This is a genomic window from Herbaspirillum sp. WTB6 (assembly GCF_057457785.1).
In genome coordinates this window covers 611,593-633,618 of sequence record NZ_CP176522.1, presented here as the reverse complement: position 1 = coordinate 633,618, position 22,026 = coordinate 611,593, and the positions used below count along the sequence as shown (strand labels likewise).

The 22,026-nt window shown below is 63.9% G+C and carries 23 protein-coding genes; 15 read left to right on the top strand and 8 right to left on the bottom strand.

Features of this window, described 5'->3' with window-relative positions:
- The first annotated feature begins 130 nt into the window (after positions 1-130).
- The 7 genes from iscU (at position 131) to ACK2VC_RS02905 (ending at position 4,586) form a co-directional block, all read left to right on the top strand.
- Complete coding sequence (gene iscU / locus ACK2VC_RS02935; protein WP_486732098.1) at positions 131-532, top strand: Fe-S cluster assembly scaffold IscU; 402 nt, start codon at positions 131-133, stop codon at positions 530-532.
- A 14-nt stretch (positions 533-546) separates the two neighbouring features.
- On the top strand, positions 547-870 hold the full coding sequence (iscA, locus tag ACK2VC_RS02930; protein WP_486732097.1) for an iron-sulfur cluster assembly protein IscA: 324 nt from the start codon (positions 547-549) through the stop codon (positions 868-870).
- Positions 871-971: 101 nt separating this feature from the next.
- Entirely contained in the window at positions 972-1,493 is a 522-nt protein-coding gene (gene hscB / locus ACK2VC_RS02925; protein ID WP_486733159.1) for a Fe-S protein assembly co-chaperone HscB, read from the top strand.
- A 76-nt stretch (positions 1,494-1,569) separates the two neighbouring features.
- Positions 1,570-3,435, top strand: coding sequence for a Fe-S protein assembly chaperone HscA (hscA, locus tag ACK2VC_RS02920; protein WP_486732095.1), 1,866 nt, complete (start codon positions 1,570-1,572; stop codon positions 3,433-3,435).
- A gap of 83 nt (positions 3,436-3,518) precedes the next feature.
- Positions 3,519-3,857, top strand: a complete 339-nt coding sequence (gene fdx, locus ACK2VC_RS02915) for an ISC system 2Fe-2S type ferredoxin (protein WP_486732093.1) — start codon at positions 3,519-3,521, stop codon at positions 3,855-3,857.
- Positions 3,858-3,901: 44 nt separating this feature from the next.
- Positions 3,902-4,096, top strand: a complete 195-nt coding sequence (gene iscX, locus ACK2VC_RS02910; protein ID WP_486732092.1) for a Fe-S cluster assembly protein IscX — start codon at positions 3,902-3,904, stop codon at positions 4,094-4,096.
- A gap of 103 nt (positions 4,097-4,199) precedes the next feature.
- Positions 4,200-4,586 carry an MAPEG family protein gene (locus ACK2VC_RS02905; RefSeq protein WP_486732091.1) on the top strand — a complete coding sequence of 129 codons (387 nt, stop codon included), beginning with the start codon at positions 4,200-4,202 and terminating at the stop codon, positions 4,584-4,586.
- A 176-nt stretch (positions 4,587-4,762) separates the two neighbouring features.
- Here ACK2VC_RS02905 and ACK2VC_RS02900 read toward each other — a convergent pair whose 3' ends face one another.
- The 5 genes from ACK2VC_RS02900 to ACK2VC_RS02880 all read right to left on the bottom strand — a co-directional run bounded on the left by ACK2VC_RS02900 (position 4,763) and on the right by ACK2VC_RS02880 (position 10,771).
- The gene (locus ACK2VC_RS02900; RefSeq protein ID WP_486732090.1) at positions 4,763-5,425 is read right to left on the bottom strand and encodes an outer membrane lipoprotein; all 663 of its coding nucleotides are present in this window, start codon (positions 5,423-5,425) and stop codon (positions 4,763-4,765) included.
- Positions 5,426-5,536: 111 nt separating this feature from the next.
- Positions 5,537-7,066 carry a lysine--tRNA ligase gene (gene lysS / locus ACK2VC_RS02895; RefSeq protein WP_486733157.1) on the bottom strand — a complete coding sequence of 510 codons (1,530 nt, stop codon included), beginning with the start codon at positions 7,064-7,066 and terminating at the stop codon, positions 5,537-5,539.
- 110 nt (positions 7,067-7,176) lie between these two features.
- Positions 7,177-8,281, bottom strand: a protein-coding gene (prfB, locus tag ACK2VC_RS02890) for a peptide chain release factor 2 (RefSeq protein ID WP_486732089.1) whose coding sequence is annotated in 2 segments (ribosomal slippage) — positions 7,177-8,199 and positions 8,201-8,281 — 1,104 coding nt in all. Because the reading frame shifts where the segments join, the coding sequence is not laid out codon by codon here.
- Between the two features lie 225 nt (positions 8,282-8,506).
- Complete coding sequence (locus ACK2VC_RS02885; protein WP_486732087.1) at positions 8,507-9,469, bottom strand: NAD(P)H-dependent flavin oxidoreductase; 963 nt, start codon at positions 9,467-9,469, stop codon at positions 8,507-8,509.
- Positions 9,470-9,763: 294 nt separating this feature from the next.
- The gene (locus tag ACK2VC_RS02880) at positions 9,764-10,771 is read right to left on the bottom strand and encodes a MerR family transcriptional regulator (protein WP_486732086.1); all 1,008 of its coding nucleotides are present in this window, start codon (positions 10,769-10,771) and stop codon (positions 9,764-9,766) included.
- Positions 10,772-11,014: 243 nt separating this feature from the next.
- Between ACK2VC_RS02880 and ACK2VC_RS02875 the strand changes: the two genes are divergently transcribed.
- From ACK2VC_RS02875 to ACK2VC_RS02840, 8 genes are read left to right on the top strand one after another with little or no spacing between them, the layout of a single operon-like run.
- Positions 11,015-12,319: an NAD(P)/FAD-dependent oxidoreductase gene (locus tag ACK2VC_RS02875; RefSeq protein WP_486732084.1), complete on the top strand. Its 1,305-nt coding sequence runs from the start codon at positions 11,015-11,017 to the stop codon at positions 12,317-12,319.
- 11 nt (positions 12,320-12,330) lie between these two features.
- On the top strand, positions 12,331-13,125 hold the full coding sequence (locus tag ACK2VC_RS02870) for a DUF1365 domain-containing protein (protein WP_486732083.1): 795 nt from the start codon (positions 12,331-12,333) through the stop codon (positions 13,123-13,125).
- Positions 13,122-14,363, top strand: coding sequence for a class I SAM-dependent methyltransferase (locus tag ACK2VC_RS02865; protein WP_486732081.1), 1,242 nt, complete (start codon positions 13,122-13,124; stop codon positions 14,361-14,363). Before ACK2VC_RS02870 ends, ACK2VC_RS02865 begins: the two co-directional genes overlap by 4 nt.
- Positions 14,360-14,941 carry a chalcone isomerase family protein gene (locus tag ACK2VC_RS02860; RefSeq protein ID WP_486732080.1) on the top strand — a complete coding sequence of 194 codons (582 nt, stop codon included), beginning with the start codon at positions 14,360-14,362 and terminating at the stop codon, positions 14,939-14,941. Before ACK2VC_RS02865 ends, ACK2VC_RS02860 begins: the two co-directional genes overlap by 4 nt.
- On the top strand, positions 14,938-16,188 hold the full coding sequence (locus ACK2VC_RS02855) for an MFS transporter (RefSeq protein ID WP_486732079.1): 1,251 nt from the start codon (positions 14,938-14,940) through the stop codon (positions 16,186-16,188). The genes ACK2VC_RS02860 and ACK2VC_RS02855 overlap by 4 nt, the downstream gene beginning before the upstream one ends.
- A 14-nt stretch (positions 16,189-16,202) precedes the next feature.
- A complete protein-coding gene (locus ACK2VC_RS02850) occupies positions 16,203-16,742 on the top strand; it encodes a DUF3833 domain-containing protein (protein ID WP_486732078.1) in 540 nt (179 codons plus the stop codon).
- Positions 16,743-16,763: 21 nt separating this feature from the next.
- Positions 16,764-17,531, top strand: coding sequence for an SDR family NAD(P)-dependent oxidoreductase (locus ACK2VC_RS02845; RefSeq protein ID WP_486732077.1), 768 nt, complete (start codon positions 16,764-16,766; stop codon positions 17,529-17,531).
- 26 nt (positions 17,532-17,557) lie between these two features.
- Positions 17,558-17,959, top strand: a complete 402-nt coding sequence (locus ACK2VC_RS02840) for a nuclear transport factor 2 family protein (RefSeq protein ID WP_486732076.1) — start codon at positions 17,558-17,560, stop codon at positions 17,957-17,959.
- Positions 17,960-17,984: 25 nt separating this feature from the next.
- Here ACK2VC_RS02840 and recJ read toward each other — a convergent pair whose 3' ends face one another.
- The 3 genes from recJ to ACK2VC_RS02825 all read right to left on the bottom strand — a co-directional run bounded on the left by recJ (position 17,985) and on the right by ACK2VC_RS02825 (position 21,973).
- Positions 17,985-19,682 (bottom strand): single-stranded-DNA-specific exonuclease RecJ, encoded by a 1,698-nt coding sequence (gene recJ / locus ACK2VC_RS02835; RefSeq protein WP_486732075.1) that lies wholly within the window; start codon positions 19,680-19,682, stop codon positions 17,985-17,987.
- Entirely contained in the window at positions 19,679-20,791 is a 1,113-nt protein-coding gene (locus ACK2VC_RS02830; RefSeq protein ID WP_486732074.1) for a hypothetical protein, read from the bottom strand. The genes recJ and ACK2VC_RS02830 overlap by 4 nt, the downstream gene beginning before the upstream one ends.
- A 69-nt stretch (positions 20,792-20,860) precedes the next feature.
- Positions 20,861-21,973, bottom strand: coding sequence for an enoyl-CoA hydratase/isomerase family protein (locus ACK2VC_RS02825; RefSeq protein WP_486732073.1), 1,113 nt, complete (start codon positions 21,971-21,973; stop codon positions 20,861-20,863).
- Between the last annotated feature and the right edge of the window lie 53 nt (positions 21,974-22,026).

Sequence of the window (22,026 nt, the reverse complement as noted above, 5' to 3'; positions counted from 1 at the left end):
ATAGGTCGGGCAACCGTAAAACGACACCAGGTTCCGGCTTTCGCCGGAACGACGGGAATTTGAAATTTGCGGGACAGAACATAGCTTGACCAGCGGTGCTGTTCCACAGATCGGAAACAAGGAGCAACAAATGGCGTATTCAGACAAGGTTCTCGACCATTACGAAAATCCGCGCAACGTCGGCGCTTTCGACAAGGGCGACGCTACGGTCGGAACCGGCATGGTGGGCGCGCCGGCGTGCGGCGACGTGATGAAATTGCAGATCAAGGTAGGCGCCGACGGCGTGATCGAGGATGCCCGCTTCAAGACCTACGGCTGCGGCTCGGCGATCGCGTCGTCGTCGCTGGTGACCGAATGGGTCAAGGGCAAGACGCTGGATCAGGCGTTGGCGATCCGCAATACCGAAATTGCGGAAGAACTGGCGCTGCCGCCGGTCAAGATCCATTGCTCGATCCTGGCCGAGGACGCGATCAAGGCCGCGGTCAATGATTACCGGGCCCGGCAAGAGGTCGCGGCCGAATCGAATCTTTGACGAGGAGGACAATCATGGCGATTACAGTCACTGAAAAAGCAGCAGCGCGGATCGGCCACAGCCTGGCGCAGCGCGGCAAGGGCATCGGCCTGCGCCTGGGCGTTTCCACCAGCGGTTGTTCCGGCCTGGCCTACAAGCTCGAATTCGTCGACCAGGCGAATGCCGAGGACCAGGTGTTCGAGGCGCACGGCGTCAAGGTGTTCGTGGACCCGAAAAGCCTGCCGTATCTGGATGGCACCGAACTGGATTTCACGCGCGAAGGCTTGAACGAAGGCTTCAAGTTCCAGAATCCGAACGTGAAAAGCGCGTGCGGCTGCGGCGAGAGCTTCCACACCTAGCAGCCGCAAACCTGGCAGCCGAGGCGCGGCATCCAGCGCCACACGATATGCGATACATGGACAAGCCTGTTGCGCAAAACAGGCTTTTGTTTTACCTGATCATGCAAAACCACTTTCAGCTTTTTCATTTGCCGCAACGCTTCACCCTCGATCCGGCGGCGCTGGAAGCGGCATACCATGAAGTGCAGAATCAGGCGCATCCGGATCGCTTCGCCCATGCCACCAGCGCCGAGAAGCGGGTGGCGACGCAGTGGGCCACGCGCGCCAATGAGGCGTATCGCGTCTTGAAGCAGCCGTTGAAGCGGGCCCGCTATCTGTGCGAGCTGAACGGGATGGAGTTGCGGACCGAATCCAACACCGCCATGCCGCCCGCGTTCCTGATGCGGCAAATGGAGTGGCACGAAGCGTTGGACGAGGCCAAGGCGCAGCGCGACGGCGCCGCGCTGCAGCAACTGGAACGCGAGGTTGATGCCGCCTACAGTGACGCCTCCGCCCGCACCGGCGCCTTGCTGGACGCCGAAGACTTCAATGCCGCCGCGCACATGGTGCAGCAATGGATGTTCCTGGAAAAATTTTCAGACGACGTTGCCGCCGCCGTTGAGCGCCTGGCTGCCGATCGATAGGAACGCAGCGTGCTCGCCGGCCTCTTGCGCCGGCGTCCACGGCAATCACAACCCGCCTTACCGGCAAGAATTCAACATGGCTCTTCTGCAAATTTCCGAACCCGGGATGTCCACCGTACCGCATCAGCATCGGCTGGCGGTCGGCATCGATTTTGGCACCACCAATTCGCTGGTGGCGACGGTGCGCGACGGCATTCCGGAGTTGCTGAATGATCCGCAGGATCGGACGCTGCTGCCGTCGGTGGTGCGTTACCTGGCGGATGGAACGGTGCAGGTCGGCCATCAGGCGCTGGAGGCGCAGGTGGCTGATGCCGGCAATACGGTGGCCTCGGTCAAGCGCTTGCTGGGGCGCGGCCGCCAGGATATTGCGCATATCGAGAGCTTGCCCTATGCGTTCCAGGATGCGCCCGGCATGGTGCAACTGAAGACCGCCGCCGGCATCAAAAGCCCGGTAGAAATCGCCGCAGAAATTCTGTCCAGCCTGCGCCGGCGCGCCGAAGGGGCGCTGGGCGATGCGCTGCTGGGTGCGGTGATCACGGTCCCGGCCTATTTCGACGATGCCCAGCGCCAGGCCACCAAGGACGCCGCCCGGCTGGCCGGGCTGAACGTGCTGCGCCTGCTGAACGAGCCGACCGCGGCGGCGATCGCCTACGGACTGGATCATGCTTCCGAAGGGATTTACGCGGTCTACGACCTTGGCGGCGGCACCTTCGACATTTCGATCCTGAAGCTGACCAAGGGCGTGTTCGAAGTCCTGGCCACCGGCGGCGATTCGGCGCTGGGCGGCGATGACTTCGACCACCGCCTGTTTTGCTGGATCATCCAGCAGGCCGGACTGGCGCCGCTGTCGGGGCAGGATGGCAGCCTGCTGATGGCAAAGGCGCGCGCCGCCAAGGAGCAGCTGTCGAGCCAGGCCGAGACGCGCATCGACGCCGTTCTGCAATCGGGCGAAGAAGTGCATCTGAGCCTGTCGGCGACCGAGTTTGCCCAGATGACGCAGCACCTGGTCGCCAAGACCGTGGCCGCCAGCCGCAAGGCGCTGCGCGACGCCGGGCTGGGGGTAGATGCGGTCGATGGCGTGGTCATGGTCGGCGGCGCCACGCGCATGCCGCACGTGCAGCAGGCGATTGGCGAGTATTTCGGCAGCGCGCCGCTGACCGACATCGATCCCGACAAGGTGGTGGCGCTGGGAGCGGCGATCCAGGCCAATCTGCTGGCGGGAAACCGCGCTCCCGGCGACGACTGGCTGCTGCTGGACGTGATTCCGCTCTCGCTCGGGATCGAGACGATGGGCGGCCTGGTGGAAAAGCTGATCCCGCGCAATTCCACCATACCCTGCGCTCGCGCCCAGGAGTTCACCACCTTCAAGGACGGCCAGACCGCGCTGGCGATCCATGTGGTGCAAGGCGAGCGCGAGTTGACGGCCGATTGCCGGTCGCTGGCCCGCTTCGAGCTGCGCGGGATTCCGCCGATGACGGCGGGCGCGGCGCGCATCCGCGTTACCTATCAGGTCGATGCCGACGGCTTGCTGTCGGTAGCGGCGCAGGAATTGCGCTCCGGCGTCGAGGCCGGGATCACGGTCAAGCCGTCGTATGGCTTGAGCGACGAGGAAATTTCCAGAATGCTACAGGATTCATTCGGCGCCGCCGACGTCGACCGGCAGCAGCGCGCGCTGCGCGAACAACAAGTCGAGGCCGAACGCATCGCACTGGCGACCGAGGCGGCGCTGGCGGCGGACGCCAAACTGCTGTCGGCGGCTGAGCGCGATGCCATCGCCGGGCTGTTGCAAGCGGTGCGGGCACAGGCGGCAGGCGGCCAGCTGGCGGCGCTGCAGGCAGCGGTCGAAGCTTTGGCCAGCGGCACCGAAGAATTCGCCGCGCGTCGCATGAACCGCAGCGTGCATGCGGCCTTGGCCGGCTGCAAAGTGGATGAGCTGGCTTGAGCGCGGCACCCGCTTGGCCGCGCATCCACCCTCACCATGCCCGTGACGTGGGCCGAAATTCATCACCAGCGAGGTAGACCCAAGTGCCCCAGATTGTTGTATTGCCCCATGCTTCCCTGTGTCCGGACGGCGCCGTGATCGACGCCCCGGCCGGCCAAACGCTGTGCGACGCGCTGCTGGCCAGCGACATCGAAATCGAACACGCCTGTGAAAAATCCTGCGCCTGCACCACCTGCCACGTGGTTATCCGGGAAGGTTTCGGCAGCCTGAATCCGCCGGAGGAGGGCGAGGAAGACCTGCTGGATATGGCCTGGGGACTGGAAGCGACTTCGCGCCTGTCCTGCCAGGCGATCCTGGGCGACGAAGATCTGGTGGTCGAGATTCCGAAATACACCATCAACCACGCGCGCGAAAATCATTAAATGCCGTTCGCGGCACAGCGGCCGAACGGCTAAGGATGCAGACAATGAAATGGACCGACACCATCCGCATCGCGGAAGAACTGCACGATAAATTTCCGCAAGTCGACCCGCTGGCGGTGCGCTTTACCGACCTGCACAAGTGGGTGTGCGAGCTGGACGGTTTTGACGACGAGCCGAATCGCTCCGGCGAGAAAATCCTGGAGGCGATCCAGCAGGCCTGGATCGAGGAAGCCGATTGAATCCCGATCGGCGCTAGAATTGGCCGGCCGCGGCGCGCTTCCAGGCCGGATAGCCGCCGTCGGTTACGCCTCCCGCATTTTCACCATCTGTTAAAGGGACCCGATGCCAGTCCAGATCACCGCGCTCTCTGTGGCGCTGCACGCGATTCTTCTCTTGACCCTAGCGGTTCTGGTGATGCTGGAGCGCGGCCGCCACAAGGTCGGCCTGGGCGATGGCGGCCATGCCAGCCTGTCGCAAGCCATCCGTGTACACGGCAACGCGGTCGAATACGTACCGATCGCCTTGCTGCTGCTGCTGGTGTATGAACTGAATGGCGGCAGCGGCACCCTGCTGCATGCCTGCGGCGGCTTGCTGCTGGTCTCGCGCATCGCGCATGCCTGGGGCTTGAGGAAAAGCTCGAAAGAATCGGTCGGGCGCGCAGCAGGGGTGGTGGGGACCTTCATCGCGACGCTGGTCTTGATTGGCGCGAATTTGCTGCGGGTGCTGTAGCAGACGACGTTTGCCGCCTGATCACCGCGGGATAACTATACTCCCAGTGCGATGATTGAATTCCGCCCATAAAATGGGCGGATATTGAACATACTCCGTTGATACTGTAAAAATAGGGTCAGAGTCAAATTATTTGACGGTAGCCACGAACCCGTTGCCGTGCTGCCGTCCGACAATCACCCGCGCGAGGTCAGCGCCCCATTCACTACGCGAACCGGGTCGCCAACCTGCCAGCCGTCCGGGCCGGATTGAGGGAAGGTGCGCAGCGTGCCGTTGTCCATCCGCACCCGCACTTGATAGCTGGTCGTGCTGCGGGAGCGTTTTTCGACTTCATTGCCGGCATAACCGCCGCCGACCGCGCCGGCAACCGTCGCCAGCGTGCGGCCATTGCCGCCGCCCACCTGGTTGCCGAGCAGGCCGCCGACCACCGCGCCGGCCGCTATGCCAAGCCCGCTTGGTTGCGCGGCATGCTGGATCGCCTGGATCGATTCGACCCGCCCGCAACTGTTGCAGATCGCCGGTGCCTGGGCGACGGGCGCCGGCTGCTGCGCATACGCCGGTGGCGCGGGTGGGTTGGTTCGGGTGGCCGGCGCCGGCCTGCTGGCAGCGAGCCTGGCGGCAGGTTCTTTCGGAGCCGGGGCCGGCGCGGTCTGCGCTAGCGGTTCCAACGGTGCTGCTGCCGGGCTGAGCACGGCGCTCGCAGCCGGCCCATTGCCGCTGTGAGAACTCGGGAACATGCCGGTCATGGCGGCTATCCCGGTCAGGCTGGCCAGGGTTACCGCGACCGCAGCGGTGGCGACCAGAGGGTGAATGCGGTTGGGCGATTTGGTAGTTTCCATTTTTTTTCCTGCGTCCTGTGCGAATGTGAAAAGTATCGCGCACCAGTTGCCGGAAAAAAAGCGGAAATCTGTGTCAGCAGTAAGCGTTTGTAACCGCGCGGCGTGGTTGGGTTAATCCTCGCGGCGCAGGTGCGGGAACAGGATCACGTCGCGGATATTCGGCGAATCGGTGATCAGCATCATCAGGCGGTCGATGCCGATGCCGCAGCCGCCGGTCGGCGGCAGTCCGTATTCCAGCGCGCGGATGTAGTCGGCGTCGTAATACATTGCTTCCTCGTCGCCGGCATCCTTGGCTTCGACCTGGGCGCGGAAGCGCGCGGCCTGGTCTTCGGCATCGTTCAATTCCGAGAAGCCGTTGGCGATTTCGCGGCCGGTGATGAACAGCTCGAAGCGCTCGGTGATGCCGGGCAGCGTGTCGGAGGCGCGCGCCAGCGGCGACACTTCCACCGGGTAGTCGATGATGTAGGTCGGTTCCCACAACTGCGCTTCGGCGGTTTCCTCGAACAGCGCCAGCTGCAGCGCGCCGAGGCCGGAAATGATGTGCGGCGTGACGCCGAACTTCTTCAATTCCTGCTTCAGGAACTCGGCGTCATGCAACTGTTCGTGGGTGTAGTGCGGCGCATACTTGTTGATGGCGCCGATGATGGTCAGGCGGTGGAAGGGTTTCGACAGATCCAGCTCGCGCCCCTGGTAGGTCAGGGTAGCGGTGCCGTGGGCATCGATCGCCGCCTGCCGGATCACCGCTTCGGTGAAATCCATCAGCCATTTGTAGTCGACGTAGGCCGCATAGAATTCCATCATCGTGAATTCCGGATTGTGGCGCGGCGACACGCCCTCATTGCGGAAGTTGCGATTCACCTCGAACACGCGCTCGAAGCCGCCCACCACCAGCCGCTTCAGGTACAGCTCGGGCGCGATACGCAGGAACATTTCCATGTCCAGCGCGTTGTGGTGCGTGATGAACGGCTTGGCCGCGGCGCCGCCTGGAATCACGTGCAGCATCGGCGTCTCGACTTCCATGAAATCGTTCTTTTCCATGAAGCGGCGGATCGACGACATGGCCGCGGTGCGCGCCTTGAAGGTGCGTCGCGTTTCTTCGTTGATGATCAGATCGACGTAGCGCTGGCGATACCTGGTTTCCTGGTCCGACAGGCCGTGGAACTTGTCCGGCAGCGGCCGCAGCGACTTGGTCAGCAGCCGCAGATTGGTCACCTTGATCGACAGCTCGCCGGTCTTGGTCTTGAACAGCGTGCCTTCAGCGCCCAGGATGTCGCCCAGATCGTAGTGCTTGAAGGCGTCGTGCGCCGCCTCGCCCGCCAGTTCGCTGGTGATGTAGAGCTGGATGCGGCCATCGGCCTTCGGCCCGGAGGCATCCTGGATCGTCGCAAACGAAGCCTTGCCCATCACCCGCTTCAGCATCATGCGGCCGGCCACCGCCACCTTGACTTCCTGCGCCGCCAACTCCTCGCGCTCGACTTCGCCGTATTGCTCCTGCAATGCCGCCGCCTTGTGTGCTGGACGGAAATCGTTGGGGAAGGCGACGCCGTTCTGGCGCAGCGCGGCCAGCTTGGCGCGCCGCTCCGCAAGAATCGAGCTTTCGTCTTTTTCGGCCTGCAGCGCGGAGTAGTCGTCGTTCATCATGGTATGAGCAGTGTTGTCGGCGCGCCGCGCGCTCCCCAGCAGAGAGCGAATCGGCGCGCCGGTTTCGGTTTTCAATAAAAGTCGCCGCCGGGCGGCCGGCGGCGCGGGTGTTACACGCCCTGTTTCAGCGAAGCGGCGATGAACTCGTCCAGTTCGCCGTCCAGCACGGCCTTGGTGTTGCCGGTCTCGAAGTTGGTGCGCAAATCCTTGATGCGCGACTGGTCCAGCACGTAGGAGCGGATCTGGTGGCCCCAGCCGACGTCGGTCTTGGAGTCTTCCAGCTTCTGCTGCTCGCTCATGCGCTTGCGCAATTCCAGTTCGAACAGCTTGGCCTTCAGCATGTCCCAGGCCTCGGCCTTGTTGCGATGCTGGCTGCGGTCGTTCTGGCATTGCACCACGATACCGGTGGGCGCGTGCGTCAGGCGCACCGCCGAATCGGTCTTGTTGATGTGCTGGCCGCCGGCGCCGGAAGCGCGGTAGGTATCGATGCGCACATCGGCCGGATTGATGTCGACCTCGATCGAATCATCCACTTCCGGGTAGACGAACAGGCTGGAAAACGAGGTATGGCGGCCGTTGGCGGAATCGAACGGCGACTTGCGCACCAGCCGGTGTACCCCGGTTTCGGTGCGCAGATAGCCGTAGGCGTAATCGCCCTCGACCTTGATGGTCGCGGTCTTGATGCCGGCCACCTCGCCATCCGACTGCTCCAGGATTTCAGCCTTGAAGCCCTTGCGCTCGCAATAGCGCAGGTACTGGCGCAGCAGCATCGAGGCCCAGTCCTGCGCCTCGGTGCCGCCGGCGCCGGCCTGGATGTCGATGAAGCAATTGTTGGGGTCCATCGGATTGGAAAACATGCGGTGGAATTCCATTTCTTCCACCCGCTTTTTCAGTTGCGCGGCGTCGTCCTGCAGCGCCGTCAGCGTGCCTTCATCGTTTTCCTCGCGCGCCATCTGGAACAGATCGGTGGCATCGCGCACGCCGTTTTCGATGCTGATCAGGGTCAGCACGATCGATTCCAGCGATTTTTTTTCCTTGCCGAGTTCCTGCGCCCGCTTCTGGTCGTTCCAGACGTTCGGGTCTTCCAGTTCGGCGTTGACTTGTTCTAGCTTCTCTGACTTGACATCGAAGTCAAAGATACCTCCGCAGTTCAGTCGTGCGTTCGGTCAGGTCCTCGAGCAGGGATTCGAGGGCGTTCAGGTGTTCTGCTTCCATGATGGGTATTTTGTGCGGGGAAAGGGGAGATTATACGCGAGCAGAATGGCGCTTTACCGACGATGGTTACTTCCGCAATCCTGATGAGCGATCAAGCTCAGGCAGGTGCAAAAAATGAAAGCTGTTGTCTTCGTGCAAGCGGGAACCCATGTAACTGCTTGCTTCACATGGATTGCCGCGTTCGTCGGAATGACGAAATTGGTGTTGTCTGAGATCAGTTGCTTATCAGCTCAGCAATTGAGCACCGGCACGCAATTGCGCCTCCGCCTGGGCACAAATTCGCGTCACCAGGGTCGCCGCGCTTTCGGTGCTCTGGATCAAATCCACCGCCTCGCTGGCCCAGACCATCGCTGTTTCGTGGTCATTGGCCTGCACCGCTGCCTGAAATGCCGGACGTTCCACTTCTAGCGCCGCCGTCAATCCTGCTTCGTTACCGTCCCAGCGCTGCATGAAGCGATTGCGCACCGCGCGCCCGGTGAACGCGGTCGGCCAGTCATAACCGCGCACCACGTCAAACACCTGGGTGCGCTGTGTTTGTTCACCCTTGGCCTCGACCAGGCGTTGCTTGATGGCGGCGCTGCCGAGCGCCTCGGTGCTGGCGAAAAAGCGCGTGCCTAATAAAGCGCCGTGCGCGCCCAGCATCAGCGCCGCCGCCAAGCCACGCCCATCGGCGATGCCGCCGGCGGCGACCACCGGCAGCGGCGCGACCGCATCCACTGCAATCGGCACCAGCGGTAAGGTTGCGCGCGCACCGCCGTGGCCGCCGCCTTCGGTGCCCTGCGCCACCACGATATCGGCGCCGGCTTCCTGCGCCAGCCAAGCCCCGGCGATGTCCTGCACCTGGCAAATCAGCTTGCAGCCGGCGGCCCTGATGGCCGGCGCGAACCGGCGCGGATCGCCAAATGACAGCATCACTGCGTGCGGCTGAAAGCTCAGCGCATAGTCCAGCACCCCCTCGTCAACCGCCCAGGTAATCAGCCCGACGCCCCATGGCTGCTGAGTTTCCGCGCGCACCAGGCTCAGTTCGTGCTGCAGCCAATCCCGGTTGCCGTAGCCGCCGCCGACCAGACCCAGCGCGCCGGCATTCGATACCGCCGCTGCTAGGCGGCCGCCCGAGACGCCGGCCATCGGCGCCAGCACCAGCGGATAGCGCAGTCCAAATAGAGTCGTGAGCGAAGTGGTGATCATGCAGGTCTCCGATTGAGCGTGGTTGGAATAATGACCGACCTGGCGCCGGGATGGTCGCGCCGCACGTCCGGGCCGCGATATGGTGCGAGCGGGGGACGAAAACGGTGTGGTTCAAGGCCAAAGCTTGCCGTCAGCCGCGCCAGGTGCGTAGCTTGTTTATACACCCGAAAGCGAATGCACGGGAAGCGAGGCCTGGCTCGTATCATTCCGTCGTAGAGGCGGCCATTTTTTGTAGTCAAACTGCCGCAACCGGCTCTCGGTCAAGTTCCGATCGGCACGAACATTCCGGGATCGTCAAGCCGGACGCCCCTGGCGCCATGCCGCCAGTGCCGTCGGCACCTCCGATAGCGCCACCACCTGAACCGAAGACTCGATTCGGCGTGCCAGGGCGGAACAGCTTCCGCCCGCCCAGATTTCAACCGCTGCGGGCAGTTCGGCGGCAAGCTCTGCCAAGCCATCGGCTGCCTGTTTCGGATTCATCGCTGCCGAGAACGACAGCGCCACAATATCGGCCCGTTGCGCGTCGGTTGCCCGGACTATCTCAATCAGCGGCGTTTGCACGCCGAGTGAAATGCAGTGCGCGCCCTCCAGTGCAAAGATCGCTTCGGCCATCAACAGGCCAAGCCCGTGCTGTTCTTGCGGGAAGGTGGTCAGCAGGATGCGGGGGCGCACTTCGGTTTGCACCTGCCGTTGAAGAATCGCGGAGATCGCGCCGCGCAGCAGGCCTTGCACCACTTCCGTGTAGAGATGCTCTTCGTGTATGGCGATCTGTCCGCGTGCCCAATGATCGCCGACCATTTGGGTCAGTGGCGCAATCACGTCCTCGACAAAAGCCTGCAACCCGACACGCAATAAGGTGAGCGCCAGGCTGTGCCGCAGTTCTTCCATCTGGTGCTGCCGGCACATGTCGAGTAGGAGCATCAGGTCTGGGCGATCCGCGGCAGAGACGGTTTTTTGCTCCGCCACGGCCAAGCCGTCAGCCAGTGCCTGCAACTCGTCGAAATCCAGATGCACCACTTTTCCTGGGCGATGGCCGTTGTCGATCAGGCGCTTCAGCAAGCGCAGCTTGTTGACCTGTTCAATCGGATACACGCGATCGCCATTGCCGTCGCGTTGCGGCTGCGGAAACCGATAGCGGCGTTCCCACACTCGCAGCGTGTCCTTGCCCAAACCAGTGTCTCGTTCGACAGCGCTGATGGTGTGTGTGGCTGGTGCCGGAAGGTCGGGTTCTGTCATGTCAGGGGGGCTGCGGCGCATCGCGAAAGGTCTATTGCTGGGGCAGCGAGTTACGACTTTGGTCATTCTAACGCCTTAAATTGTCCAAGACAACTCATTGACAAGAATAGATCCTGGATTTATGATGCGTCAAAATCCAATATTGTCCTAGACAATAAATATTTTTGATTGGACAAATGCCCAGGCTTTTTGTGGGCGGAATGAAATGGAGCCGAAAACGCCAGCGGGGTGAGTCGATACCTGGGGCGGCGCAAGCAATCGGCCTTGCAGTGGGTTGTCGTACAGCAAATTGAGTTAGGGGCGGATGAGATGAAGATTGCCGTTGTCGGATCGGGGATTGCCGGACTTTCCTGCGCCTATCGCCTGGCGCAAGCGAACCATGAGGTGATGCTGTTTGAAGCGAATGGCTATTTCGGCGGTCATACGCATACGGTGGATGTGACGCTGGACGGCACGACACACGGAGTCGATACCGGTTTTCTGGTGTTCAACCATCGCACCTACCCGCAACTGGTGCAACTGTTCGATGAACTGGAGGTCGAGACGGTGGCAACCGACATGTCATTCTCGGTCAAGCTGCCGTTTGGCGGACGCAGCCTGGAATGGGCCGGCGCCAATCTCGATACGGTGTTCGCCCAGCGCCGCAATCTGTTCAATTCGCGCTTCCTCGTCATGTTGCGCGATATCCTGCGCTTCAACCGGCAGGCCAGCGCGCTGGCGCTGGCACCCTCTGCAGGCTTGGCGCCGGCTTCGGTTCCGCTCGGTGCGTTTCTGGAGCGCCATCGCTACAGCGCGGAATTTCGCGACTGGTATCTGCTGCCGATGGCCGGCTGCATCTGGTCTTGTCCGACTGAACAGATGCTCGCCTTCCCGCTGTCGACCTTCGTCCGGTTTTGCCACAACCATGGGTTGCTGCAGGTCAACGATCGGCCGCAGTGGCGTACCGTCAGGGGCGGCGCGCGTACCTACGTCCAGCGCTTGCTGCAGACGATTCCCGGCCGGCAACTGGCGACCCCGGTTGAATCGGTAACCCGTGTCCGGCTCGGTACGCGGCCGCAGATCCGCATCGATACCCGCCACGCCACCTCGTTCCACGATCACGTGGTGCTGGCCAGCCACAGCGACCAGAGCTTGCGGATGCTGAAGGACGCAACCGCCAGCGAACGCAATCTGCTGGGGGCGATTCGCTACCAGCCGAATCGCGCCGTGCTGCACACGGATGCCAGCGTCCTGCCGGAAAACCGCAAGGCGTGGTCGGCCTGGAACTATCAAAGCGCAAACGGCAAGGAGCCCAGGGTTTGCGTGCATTACCTGATCAACCAGTTGCAGCCGGTGCCGTTCCGGCGGCCGGTGATCGTGTCCCTGAACCCGGTCACCGAGCCGGCGCCGGCCAGCGTGATCGACGAATTCGACTATGCGCATCCGGTGTTCGATGCCGCGGCGATTCGTGCGCAAGCCAGTCTGGAAGCGATACAGGGGCGCCGGCAAACCTGGTTCGCCGGCGCCTGGACCGGCTACGGCTTTCATGAAGACGGCCTGAAGTCGGGCTTGGCCGTGGCACAGGCGATTGCCGACGCGACGCCGGCGCAGTGGCCGGCCCGCGCGGCGGCCTGAAGGCGCAGATCATGCAAACCGCGCCTTCATTGCCGCAGTTGTGTTTCGGCCAGGTTCGCCACAGCCGCCTGCGGCCGGCCCGGCACGATTTCAGCTATGGCGTGTATTTCCTGCGCCTGCCGCTGCGCGCTCTGCAAGGCGCTTCCTTCGCCACCCGCCTGTTGGCGCGCAACCGCTTCAATCTGCTGTCTTTCCACGACCGCGATCACGGCGACGGCAAGCGGCCGCTGCTGGAGTGGATCGATACCCTGTTGCGGGCGCACGGCGTCGATGACGCCGATGGCGAAATCTGGCTGCAGACCTTTCCGCGCGTGCTGGGCTATGTGTTCAATCCCGTGTCCTTCTGGTTCTGCCACCGGCGCGACGGCGAGTTGCGCGCGGTGCTGTGCGAAGTCAACAATACCTTTGGCGAACGCCATTGCTATTTGCTGGATGCCGGCGGCGCCATGCCGTACGGCACCCTGCTCAAGGCCCGCAAGGTATTTCACGTCTCGCCGTTCTGCGCGATCGAAGGCGAGTATCGCTTTCGCTTCATGCGGGCGCTGCGCGGCACCGAGGCGCAGATGAAGGAACACACGGTGGCCCGGGTCGATCATTTCGACGCCGGCGGACCCTTGCTCCTGACCAGTATCGCCGGCGTGTCCGAGCCGCTATCGGACAAAGGCATCGCCCGGGCGTTTTTCTGCTATCCGCTGATGACCTTCGGCGTCATCGTCAGGATTCACTGGCAGGCGCTGCGGCTGTGGCTCAAGCGCGTGCCGTTTTTCAGCAAACCCTCACCACCACCAAGGGACATCAGCGGATGAATACCGAACTGATCAATGCGCCATCGCTGGACTTCGAAAGGCGCGGCGAAACCTCCCGCTTCGATCGCATGCCGGCGCCGATGAAATTGATGGTGCGGCTGTTGCACAAGCTGCAGCACGGGACGCTGCGTCTCGGCTTGCCGGATGGCGAGTCGATCCAGTTCGGGCGCGGCGCGCCGGCGGCCGGACTGAATCTGCACAACTGGAATCTTGGCGCGGCGGTGTTGAAGTCCGGCGACATCGGTTTCGCCGAAACCTTCATCAATGGCGACTGGCAGAGCGATGACCTGCCCAGCTTGATGGAATTGCTGATCCAGAATCGGGAGGCGGCCGAGAAACTGATCTATGGCAGTTGGTGGGGCAATCTGCTGTATCGGCTCAAGCATCTTTCGCATCGGAATACCCGCTCCGGCAGCCGCAAGAATATTCATGCGCACTACGACATCGGCAACGATTTTTACCGCTTGTGGCTGGACTCGTCGATGACGTATTCCAGCGGCTGGTGGGCAGGCCGCGATGAAATGCCTCTGGAGCAGGCGCAGAGCGCCAAGTACCGGCGCGTGCTGCAGCAGTTGCGGCTGGCGCCCGGCGCGCATGTGCTGGAAATCGGCTGCGGCTGGGGCGGCTTTGCCGAGTTCGCCGCATCGCAAGCGGCGGCCCACGTGACCGGGGTGACGCTGTCGACGCAGCAACTGGAGTTTGCCAACCAGCGCCTCGCGCGCTGCGGATTGGCGAGCCGCGCCGATCTGCGCCTGCAAGATTATCGCGATGTGCGCGGCAGCTTCGATGCCATCGCTTCGATCGAGATGTTCGAGGCGGTGGGCGAGGCCTACTGGCCCGGTTATTTCGAATGCATTACGCGCAATCTGAAAGCCGGCGGGCGCGCCTGCATCCAGTCGATCGTGATCGACGACCGATTGTTCGCGCGCTACCGCAAGGGTACTGACTTCATCCAGCAATATATTTTTCCCGGCGGCATGCTGCCATCCACCGCCGCCTTTCGGCGCCAGGCCCTGCGGCATGGGCTTCACGTGGAAGACGAATTCGCGTTCGGCGCCGACTATGGCCGCACTCTAGCGCAGTGGCGCGCCGCCTTCCATGCCCGCCTGGCGGAAATCCGTGAACTCGGCTTCGATGAACGGTTCGTGCGTATCTGGGACTTCTATCTGGCGTATTGCGAAGCCGGGTTTCGCGCCGGCAGCATCGATGTCGTGCAATTCACGCTGGTCAAGCCATGAGCGCCGCAGGTGTTTTGCGCGGTTCGCCGGCGGTGGCCTTCATCGGAGCGGTCGCACTGATCGTCTGCTGCGGTGCCAGGGCAGATGCTGCCGCTGCGCCGCCGCACATCGAGCGCGAAATCGAGCGGGCGCGGCTGGCGGGCGAGGGCGAGTTTCGCTGGTTCGGCCTGGACATCTATCGGGCGCGTTTGTGGATTGGCAGTTCCGGGTTTCGCCCCGAGGCGGGTGCCAGCACCAAGTTCGCGCTCGACCTGCGCTACGCGCGCGCGCTGGATGGCGCCCGCATCGCGGCCAGCAGCCACGAGCAAATGCAAAGGCTCGGAGTCGGCAGCGCCGCCCAGCGCGAAAGCTGGCTGGCGCGCATGACAGCGCTGTTTCCGGACGTGCAGCCCGGCACCCAGATCGCCGGCGTGCATTTGCCCCAGGTTGGTGTGCGCTTTTACCTGGATGGGAAACTGCTGGGAGAAGTGGCGGACCCGGACTTCGGCCGCGCCTTCTTTGCGATCTGGCTCGACCCGAAAACCAGCGCGCCGGGCTTGCGCGTAGCCTTGCTGAAGAATGCATTGCCAGTCGAATGACGAGCCTATCGCGGACCGGTTTGCTGGCATACGGCCTGTTTGGCTTGCCGTTGGCGCTGGTGGCGCTGCCGATCTATGTCTACGTGCCGCAGTTCTATGCCGAGCGTTTCGGCTTGTCGTTGACCGCGATCGGCGCGCTGCTGCTGGCCACGCGCCTGTTCGATGCCCTGGTCGATCCGGCCATTGGCCTATGGATAGATCGCGCCAAGTCCCGTATCGGCTATGGCGGCGCGATCGTGCTGGCGCTGCCGGCGCTGGCGGCGGGCTTCATCGCGCTGTTCCATCCGCCCGCTTGGGCCGGCGGCCATCCGCTGGCCTGGTTCGCGGCGGCGCTGCTGCTGGTGTACCTCGGCTTCAGCCTGGCCACGATTGCCTATCAAAGCTGGGGCGCGGCGCTGACCCAGGCGCGCTCGGAGCGCTCGCGCGTGACTGCCGTCCGCGAAGCCTGCGGTCTGGTGGGCGTGGTGCTGGCGGCGGCGGTGCCGGGCTGGATCGGCATGGGCTGGTTGGCTCTGATGTTTGTCGTCGCGCTGCTGGGCGGCGCGGCGCTCCTGCTGGCAGGCGCCCGCCGACCGCTGCTGGTGCCGTGGGTACCTCAGCCGGGGGCGGCGCTCGGCTCGATGATGGCGCCGTTTCGCGAGCGGCGCTTTCGCTGGCTGTTTTCGGTTTTCGTGCTGAACGGCATCGCCGCTGCCGTGCCGGCCACGCTCTTTGTTTTCTTCGTGCAGGACCAGTTACAACTGAAAACGCACCCGGGCTCGCTGCTGGTGCTGTATTTCGTCGCGGCGGCGGCCTCGGTGCCGCTGTGGGCGGCGCTCGCGCGGCGGCTGGGAGAGGCCCGCGCCTGGCTGCTCGGCATGCTGCTGGCGGTTGCCGCCTTTGCCTGGGCCTATGGTGTGGCGGCTGGGGCGGTCGGCGCTTTTGCCGCGATCTGCATCGTCTCCGGTCTGGCGCTGGGTGCGGACCTGGTGCTGCCGCCGGCGCTGCTGGCGGCGGTCATCGCGCAGGCCGGGCACGGCGGCCAGCGCGAAGGAAGCTACTTTGGCGCCTGGAACTTGGCGGCGAAGATGAATCTGGCACTGGCGGCGGGGATATCGCTGCCGTTGCTGGAGCGCCTGGGTTACGCGCCGGGGATGCGCGAGCCGGATGGGCTGCAAGCGCTGGGTGTGGCCTATGCACTGTTGCCTTGCGTGTTGAAACTGGCGGCCGCAGCCGCGCTGTGGCGCGCGCCGCTGCATGATCTGTAAACCCAACGGAGTCCATGATGCGCTATCTGAAATTCCTGCTTGTCCTGTGGTGCGTGTTGCTGATGGCGGGCTGCGCCAGTCGGGTCGCGCCGTCGTACTATGCGGCGCAAAAGCCGGTGCTGGATCTGCAGCAGTATTTCAACGGCACGCTGGATGCGTGGGGCGTGTTTCAGGATCGGTCCGGCACCGTGCTCAAGCGCTTCACGGTGGTCATGCAATGCCATTGGGAGGGCGATGTCGGCACGCTGGATGAAGATTTCACCTATTCGGACGGCACGCGCCAGCGGCGCGTCTGGACCCTGCGCAAGACCGGCGCCAACCGCTTTGTCGGCACCGCGCCGGATGTGGTGGGCGAAGCGGTCGGCGAGACTGCCGGCAATGCCTTGCACTGGAACTATGTGCTGGCGCTGTCTGTGGACGGCAGCGTGTATCACGTCGATTTCGACGACTGGATGTTCCTGATGGATGAGCGCGTGATGTTGAACCGCGCCGAGATGAGCAAGTTTGGCGTGTCGCTGGGCGCGGTTACGCTGTCGTTTGCCAAGCGCCCCTGACGCGGCGCAAGCACAATGACGATGAACCGTGCAATCAGCGATTGGGCCGGCAAGCGCGTCTGGGTGATCGGCGCCTCGACCGGCATTGGCGCCGAGACTGCCCGGCTGCTGCTGGCAAAAGGCGCACTGGTGGCGCTGTCGGCGCGGCGCGCCGAACTGCTGCAGGCGGTCGCCAACCGCCATCCGTCAGCGCTGGTGGTGCCGCTCGACATCACGCAGCCGGCGTCGGTGGCCGAGGCGCAGCAAACCATTTGCGGCCAATGGCAACGAATCGACCTGGTGCTGATCGTGGCCGGTTCCTACAACGAGATGCGGGCTGACCATTTCGACCTGGCGGCGGCCAACCGCTTGCTCGACTTGAACCTGCGTGGGGTATTGAATTGCCTGGCCCCGGTACTGCCTTTATTGCTGCGGCAGCGCAGTGGCGGCATCGGCATCGTTTCATCGTCCGCCGGCTTCAGCGGCTTGCCGCGGGCGCTGATCTATGGTCCGACCAAGGCGGCATTGATCAATCTTGCCGAGTCGCTCTATCTGGACTTGCACCCGCGCGGGATCGGGGTATATCTGATCAACCCCGGTTTCGTGGAAACCCCGCTGACGGCCGGCAATGCGTTTCCGATGCCGGCACTGATCTCGGCCGCCAGCGCCGCCGGCGAGCTCGTGCAGGGGATCGAAGCCGGCCAGTTCCATATCCATTTCCCACGGCGCTTTACCAACTGGTTGCGGCTGGCGCGGCTGCTGCCGTATCCACTGTATTTTTGGCTGGTACATAAGGTCACCGGACTATGAACCACGAAGCGGATTTGCAGCGAGTGATGGCCTTTTTCGAATCGCTCACGCCGGACACGGTCGAGCAGGCGGCCTTCCTGTACGCGCCCGATGCGTATTTCAAGGACCCGTTCCAGGAAGTGCGCGGCAGCGTAGCGATCGCGTCGATTTTCGGGCACATGTTTGTCCAGGTGGATACGCCGCGCTTCATCATCACCGAGCACATCCTGCAAGGCGACAGTGCCTTCCTGACCTGGGATTTCCGTTTCCGGATGAAGCGCTTTGCGCGCGTCGAGCAATGCATCCGCGGCGCCAGCCATCTGCGCTTTTCGGCCAGCGGCCAAGTCAGTTTTCACCGCGATTACTGGGATGCGGCCGAAGAACTATATGAAAAGCTGCCGCTGCTCGGTGGCCTGATGCGCGTCCTGAAGCGCGCCGCCCGCCGCTGAACCTGCGGCTGACGAGGGGGCGCGTCTACAGCAACGGCTCGGCGTGTTCCACCAGCAGTTGCACCCGCGTGACGCCGTTGTATTCGTTGCGGTCGAGTCGGTAGGCTACGCGCACTTGTTCCGGCAGCGCTTGCGGGTGGCCGAACCAGATCGCATCGTAGCGGCTGCCATTCTTTTCCAGCAGCAGCTTCAGGTGGCGCTCCTTCAACACGCGCTGACTGGCGACGCGGAATTCGTCGCAAAACACCGGTGGCGCAAATCCCTGGCCCCAGACTTGCGCGTCCATGGTGTCGATGAACTGGGTGGTGAAGTAGGCGTCTTCCAGCGGGCCGTCGGTTTCCAGCACGCGTTCCAACTGGCTCGGGGTGAGCCAATCGCGGCCGACCGCCTCGAACGCCTGGGCGAAGGCGTCGAAGGCATCGGCGCGCAAGCTGAGGCCGGCCGCCATCGCATGGCCGCCGAATTTGTCGATCAGGGTCGGTGCGTGCTTGGACACCAGATCCAACGCGTCGCGCAGGTGAAAACCGGGGATCGAGCGGCCGGAGCCCTTGATCCAGCCGTCGCCGGCGGGGGCGAAGGTGATGGTGGGACGGTAGAACCTGTCCTTCAGGCGCGAGGCGACGATGCCGATCACGCCTTGGTGCCAGCCGGGGTCGAAGACGCAAACGGTGGCGCTGTCCTGCGGTTCGAAGCTGTCCAGCTTCAGCAAGGCGGTGTCCTGCATTTCGGCTTCGACATCGCGCCGTTCGCGGTTGATCGCATCCAGTTGCTGGGCGATGGCCCAGGCGCGACCTGCGTCGTCGGTGGTCAGGCATTCGATGCCGAGCGCCATGTCGGCCATCCGCCCGGCCGCGTTCAGGCGCGGCCCCAGCGCGAAGCCAAGATCGAACGGCGTGGCGCGCCGTGCTTCTCTGCCGGCGGCGCGAAACAGCGCGGCGACGCCGGCATGCATGCGGCCAGCGCGCATGCGCTGGATGCCCTGCGCCACCAGGATGCGGTTGTTGGCGTCCAGCTTGACCACGTCGGCCACGGTGCCGAGCGCGACCAAGTCGAGCAGGGCGTCGAGCCGGGGCTGGGTCGGGGCGTCGAATATGCCGCGCTGGCGCAGTTCCGCGCGCAGCGCCAGCAGCACGTAGAACATGACGCCGACCCCGGCCAGATGCTTGCTCGGGAAGCCGCATTGCGGCTGGTTCGGGTTGACGATCACGCGCGCGTCCGGCAAACGGTCACCCGGCAAATGGTGGTCGGTGATGACGACCTCGATGCCGCGCCGCCTGGCTTCGGCCACGCCGTCGATGCTGGCGATGCCGTTGTCGACGGTGATGATGATGTCGGGCGCTTTCTCGCGCGCGGCCAGCGCGACGATTTCCGGCGTCAGTCCGTAGCCGTATTCGAAGCGATTGGGGACGATGAAGTCGACCTCGGCGCCCAGCGCCCGCAAGCCGCGCAGCCCGACCGCACAGGCAGTGGCGCCGTCGCAATCATAGTCGGCGACGATCACCATTTTCTTGCGGGCGGCGATTGAGTCCGCCAGAAAAGTCGCCGCCGACTCGATCTGCAGCAGGCCGGACGGCTTGCTGAGCGCGGTGAGCTCGCTGGCCAGCTCAGCCGGATCAAGCAATCCGCGCGCCGCATACAGGCGCGCCATCACCGGATGCACGCCGCCTTGCCGCAGGCGTTCGGCGTCGCGGAACGGATAGGGGCGGACCGTGATGCGGGTCATGCCTGCAGCCTGGCCAGCGAGGGTTTTATCCAGAACTTTTTCAGAGAGCGGGTGCTGCTGCCGGCTTCCACCAGGTGTGTACCGTTGCTGCAAATCAGCGTCAACTGTTCCAGTTTTCCGGCTTGCAGCGCGCGTAGCAGCGGCCCGAACCAGTCCTGCTCCAGCGCATGCATGCGCTCCAGCCAATACGACCAGTCGTTGGCCAGCGCCGCTTCCAGCAGCGCATCGAGCACCAGCAAGCCATGTCCGCTGGCTGCGGCGATTACCTGCTCGGCGCTGCCGGCCTGGTGCCGCATCGCGTCGGACAGGCGATAGGCGGCCATGCCGTCGGGCAGATTGAAGGCGGATTGGTAGCCGTTGGCGCTCGCCGCCAGCGAGGCCGGCGCTCCGCCCCAGAGCCAGATCGAGTTGACCGGCTTTGCTCCGCGCGCCTGCCGTTCTTCATTCACCGGGTGGGCAAACCATTCCATCTGCACTTCGTTTTGCAGCTTGCGCCATTGCCGTTCGCCGTTCCCTATCGGCGTCCAGATGTCGATGCTGCGGCCGCAGGCGGCGTCCGGCGTCGCTGTCTGCAACTCGCTCCAGTCGTCGGCGCGAGCGAACCAGGTAGAGGAATTTCCGTACAGCAGTTGTTTGCCGTCCTGCTCGAACAGCGCTTGCGCCACCTCGAACAGGCGGCGCGCTTCGGCGTCCGCGAGCTGCAGTTGGCGCAGGTCGGTCAGCACCAGGTGATCGCGCGCGATGTGGATATGGACCGGCTGGATCACGAACCAGAAACCGGCGTCGGCCGCGAGACCGAAGGAGCGCAGCGCGCTGGCGGCCAGCGGCGGGCTGGTGTCGGCTTGCAAGTCGGCCAGTGATTCGCCTGGTGACTCGGCTGGTGACTCGGCCGGCAGCCCAAGAGTCAGTCCGAAGCGCTGCGCGCTCCAGGCCTCATGTGGCAGCGCGCGCGACAATTCGTTGAAGCGGTGGCTGCGGAAGGCGTTTTTGGCGAAACGGGTGCGCGCCAGCAGCGTGGCCAGTGCTGGCGCTTGCAGGACGCGCAACAGGTCGGCGCCCAGTTGCGCCGGCAGCAGGCCAAATGGCAGCAGGATATCGAGAGAATTCATGCCGCGATTGTAGGGCGATCTGGGTTCCGGCAGAAAATCCGCAGGTTTTCTGGGGTGATCGTGGCGCGATCAGTGCCGGCCCAGCGCGGCCAGCGGGTGCTCTTGCGGCGGCCAGGGCGACGTGAAAAAGCGCTCCAGCGCCTGCTGCGCGGCCTGCGCGGAAGGGGCGCGCTGCCATTGCGGCGCGTTGTCCTTGTCGACGATGAGCGCGCGCACGCCTTCGATGAAGTCGCCGTCTTCGAAGCAATGGTGCACCAGCCCCAGTTCGATGCGAAAGCAATCTGCCAGGTCGAGCCGGCGCCCGGTCAGCAATTGGCGCCGGGTGACGTTCATCATCAGCGGCGAGCGGCTTTGCATGGTCTTCAGGGTTTTTTGTGCCCATTCCTGGCAGCGCGGATCGCTTTCTTCGGCCAGCGAAGCCATCGTCGCCGCGACGTCGGGAGCGCTGAAATGCCGGTACACGGCTGGCAGCACCTCCAGCAGCGGCGGCGCCTCGGGCGCGGTCGGGCGCGCGCCCAGCGCGGCGTAAATATCGGCGAGCGGATCCGTGCTCCAGCGGATCGCGGCCAGCGTCTGCTCCAGACCGGCCAGCGCGGCGCTCGGCACGAAGGCGTCCGCCAGGCTGCAGAACAGCGTGTCGGCGGCAAAGATGGAGTGGCCGGTAATGCCCAGGTACAGTGCCAGTTCGCGCTGCATACGGGACAGGAAATGGCTGGCGCCGACATCCGGCACCAGCCCGATCCCGGTTTCCGGCATCGCCACCCGCGTGCGCTCGGTTACCAGCCGCAACGGCGCGCCCTGTGCCAGCCCCATGCCGCCACCCATCACAATGCCGTCCATCAGCGCCACATAGGGCTTGGCAAACCGATGGATCTGGTAGTCCAGCCGGTATTCGTCGATGAAGAAATCGTGATGCAGCGCGCCGTGTTCGTGCCAACTGTTGTACAACGAGCGGATGTCGCCGCCGGCGCAAAAGGCCTTGTCGCCGGCGCCGCGCACGATCACCGCGCGGATCTGTTCATCGGCGGCCCAGGCCTCGAGGCGGGCGGCCATCGTCTGCACCATCGGGTGCGACAGCGCGTTCAGCACCTTGGGGCGGTTGAGCGTGATCAGGCCGACATGGTTGACGACGTCAAACAGGATTTCATGTTCCGGCTGAATGGCGGTAACGGTCTGGTTCATGGATTTTGGTAGTTGGCTTGATGAATCAAGAGTTCGGGTTACGGATCAATTGC

Bases quoted from the DNA above. Each gene is read 5' to 3' on its own strand.
- iscU (WP_486732098.1), top strand. From the start codon at position 131: ATGGCGTATTCAGACAAGGTTCTCGACCATTACGAAAATCCGCGCAAC.
- iscA (WP_486732097.1), top strand. From the start codon at position 547: ATGGCGATTACAGTCACTGAAAAAGCAGCAGCGCGGATCGGCCACAGC.
- hscB (WP_486733159.1), top strand. From the start codon at position 972: ATGCAAAACCACTTTCAGCTTTTTCATTTGCCGCAACGCTTCACCCTC.
- hscA (WP_486732095.1), top strand. From the start codon at position 1,570: ATGGCTCTTCTGCAAATTTCCGAACCCGGGATGTCCACCGTACCGCAT.
- iscX (WP_486732092.1), top strand. From the start codon at position 3,902: ATGAAATGGACCGACACCATCCGCATCGCGGAAGAACTGCACGATAAA.
- ACK2VC_RS02905 (WP_486732091.1), top strand. From the start codon at position 4,200: ATGCCAGTCCAGATCACCGCGCTCTCTGTGGCGCTGCACGCGATTCTT.
- ACK2VC_RS02900 (WP_486732090.1), bottom strand. From the start codon at position 5,425: ATGGAAACTACCAAATCGCCCAACCGCATTCACCCTCTGGTCGCCACC.
- lysS (WP_486733157.1), bottom strand. From the start codon at position 7,066: ATGATGAACGACGACTACTCCGCGCTGCAGGCCGAAAAAGACGAAAGC.
- ACK2VC_RS02885 (WP_486732087.1), bottom strand. From the start codon at position 9,469: ATGATCACCACTTCGCTCACGACTCTATTTGGACTGCGCTATCCGCTG.
- ACK2VC_RS02880 (WP_486732086.1), bottom strand. From the start codon at position 10,771: ATGACCAAAGTCGTAACTCGCTGCCCCAGCAATAGACCTTTCGCGATG.
- ACK2VC_RS02875 (WP_486732084.1), top strand. From the start codon at position 11,015: ATGAAGATTGCCGTTGTCGGATCGGGGATTGCCGGACTTTCCTGCGCC.
- ACK2VC_RS02870 (WP_486732083.1), top strand. From the start codon at position 12,331: ATGCAAACCGCGCCTTCATTGCCGCAGTTGTGTTTCGGCCAGGTTCGC.
- ACK2VC_RS02865 (WP_486732081.1), top strand. From the start codon at position 13,122: ATGAATACCGAACTGATCAATGCGCCATCGCTGGACTTCGAAAGGCGC.
- ACK2VC_RS02860 (WP_486732080.1), top strand. From the start codon at position 14,360: ATGAGCGCCGCAGGTGTTTTGCGCGGTTCGCCGGCGGTGGCCTTCATC.
- ACK2VC_RS02855 (WP_486732079.1), top strand. From the start codon at position 14,938: ATGACGAGCCTATCGCGGACCGGTTTGCTGGCATACGGCCTGTTTGGC.
- ACK2VC_RS02850 (WP_486732078.1), top strand. From the start codon at position 16,203: ATGATGCGCTATCTGAAATTCCTGCTTGTCCTGTGGTGCGTGTTGCTG.
- ACK2VC_RS02845 (WP_486732077.1), top strand. From the start codon at position 16,764: ATGAACCGTGCAATCAGCGATTGGGCCGGCAAGCGCGTCTGGGTGATC.
- ACK2VC_RS02840 (WP_486732076.1), top strand. From the start codon at position 17,558: ATGGCCTTTTTCGAATCGCTCACGCCGGACACGGTCGAGCAGGCGGCC.
- recJ (WP_486732075.1), bottom strand. From the start codon at position 19,682: ATGACCCGCATCACGGTCCGCCCCTATCCGTTCCGCGACGCCGAACGC.
- ACK2VC_RS02830 (WP_486732074.1), bottom strand. From the start codon at position 20,791: ATGAATTCTCTCGATATCCTGCTGCCATTTGGCCTGCTGCCGGCGCAA.
- ACK2VC_RS02825 (WP_486732073.1), bottom strand. From the start codon at position 21,973: ATGAACCAGACCGTTACCGCCATTCAGCCGGAACATGAAATCCTGTTT.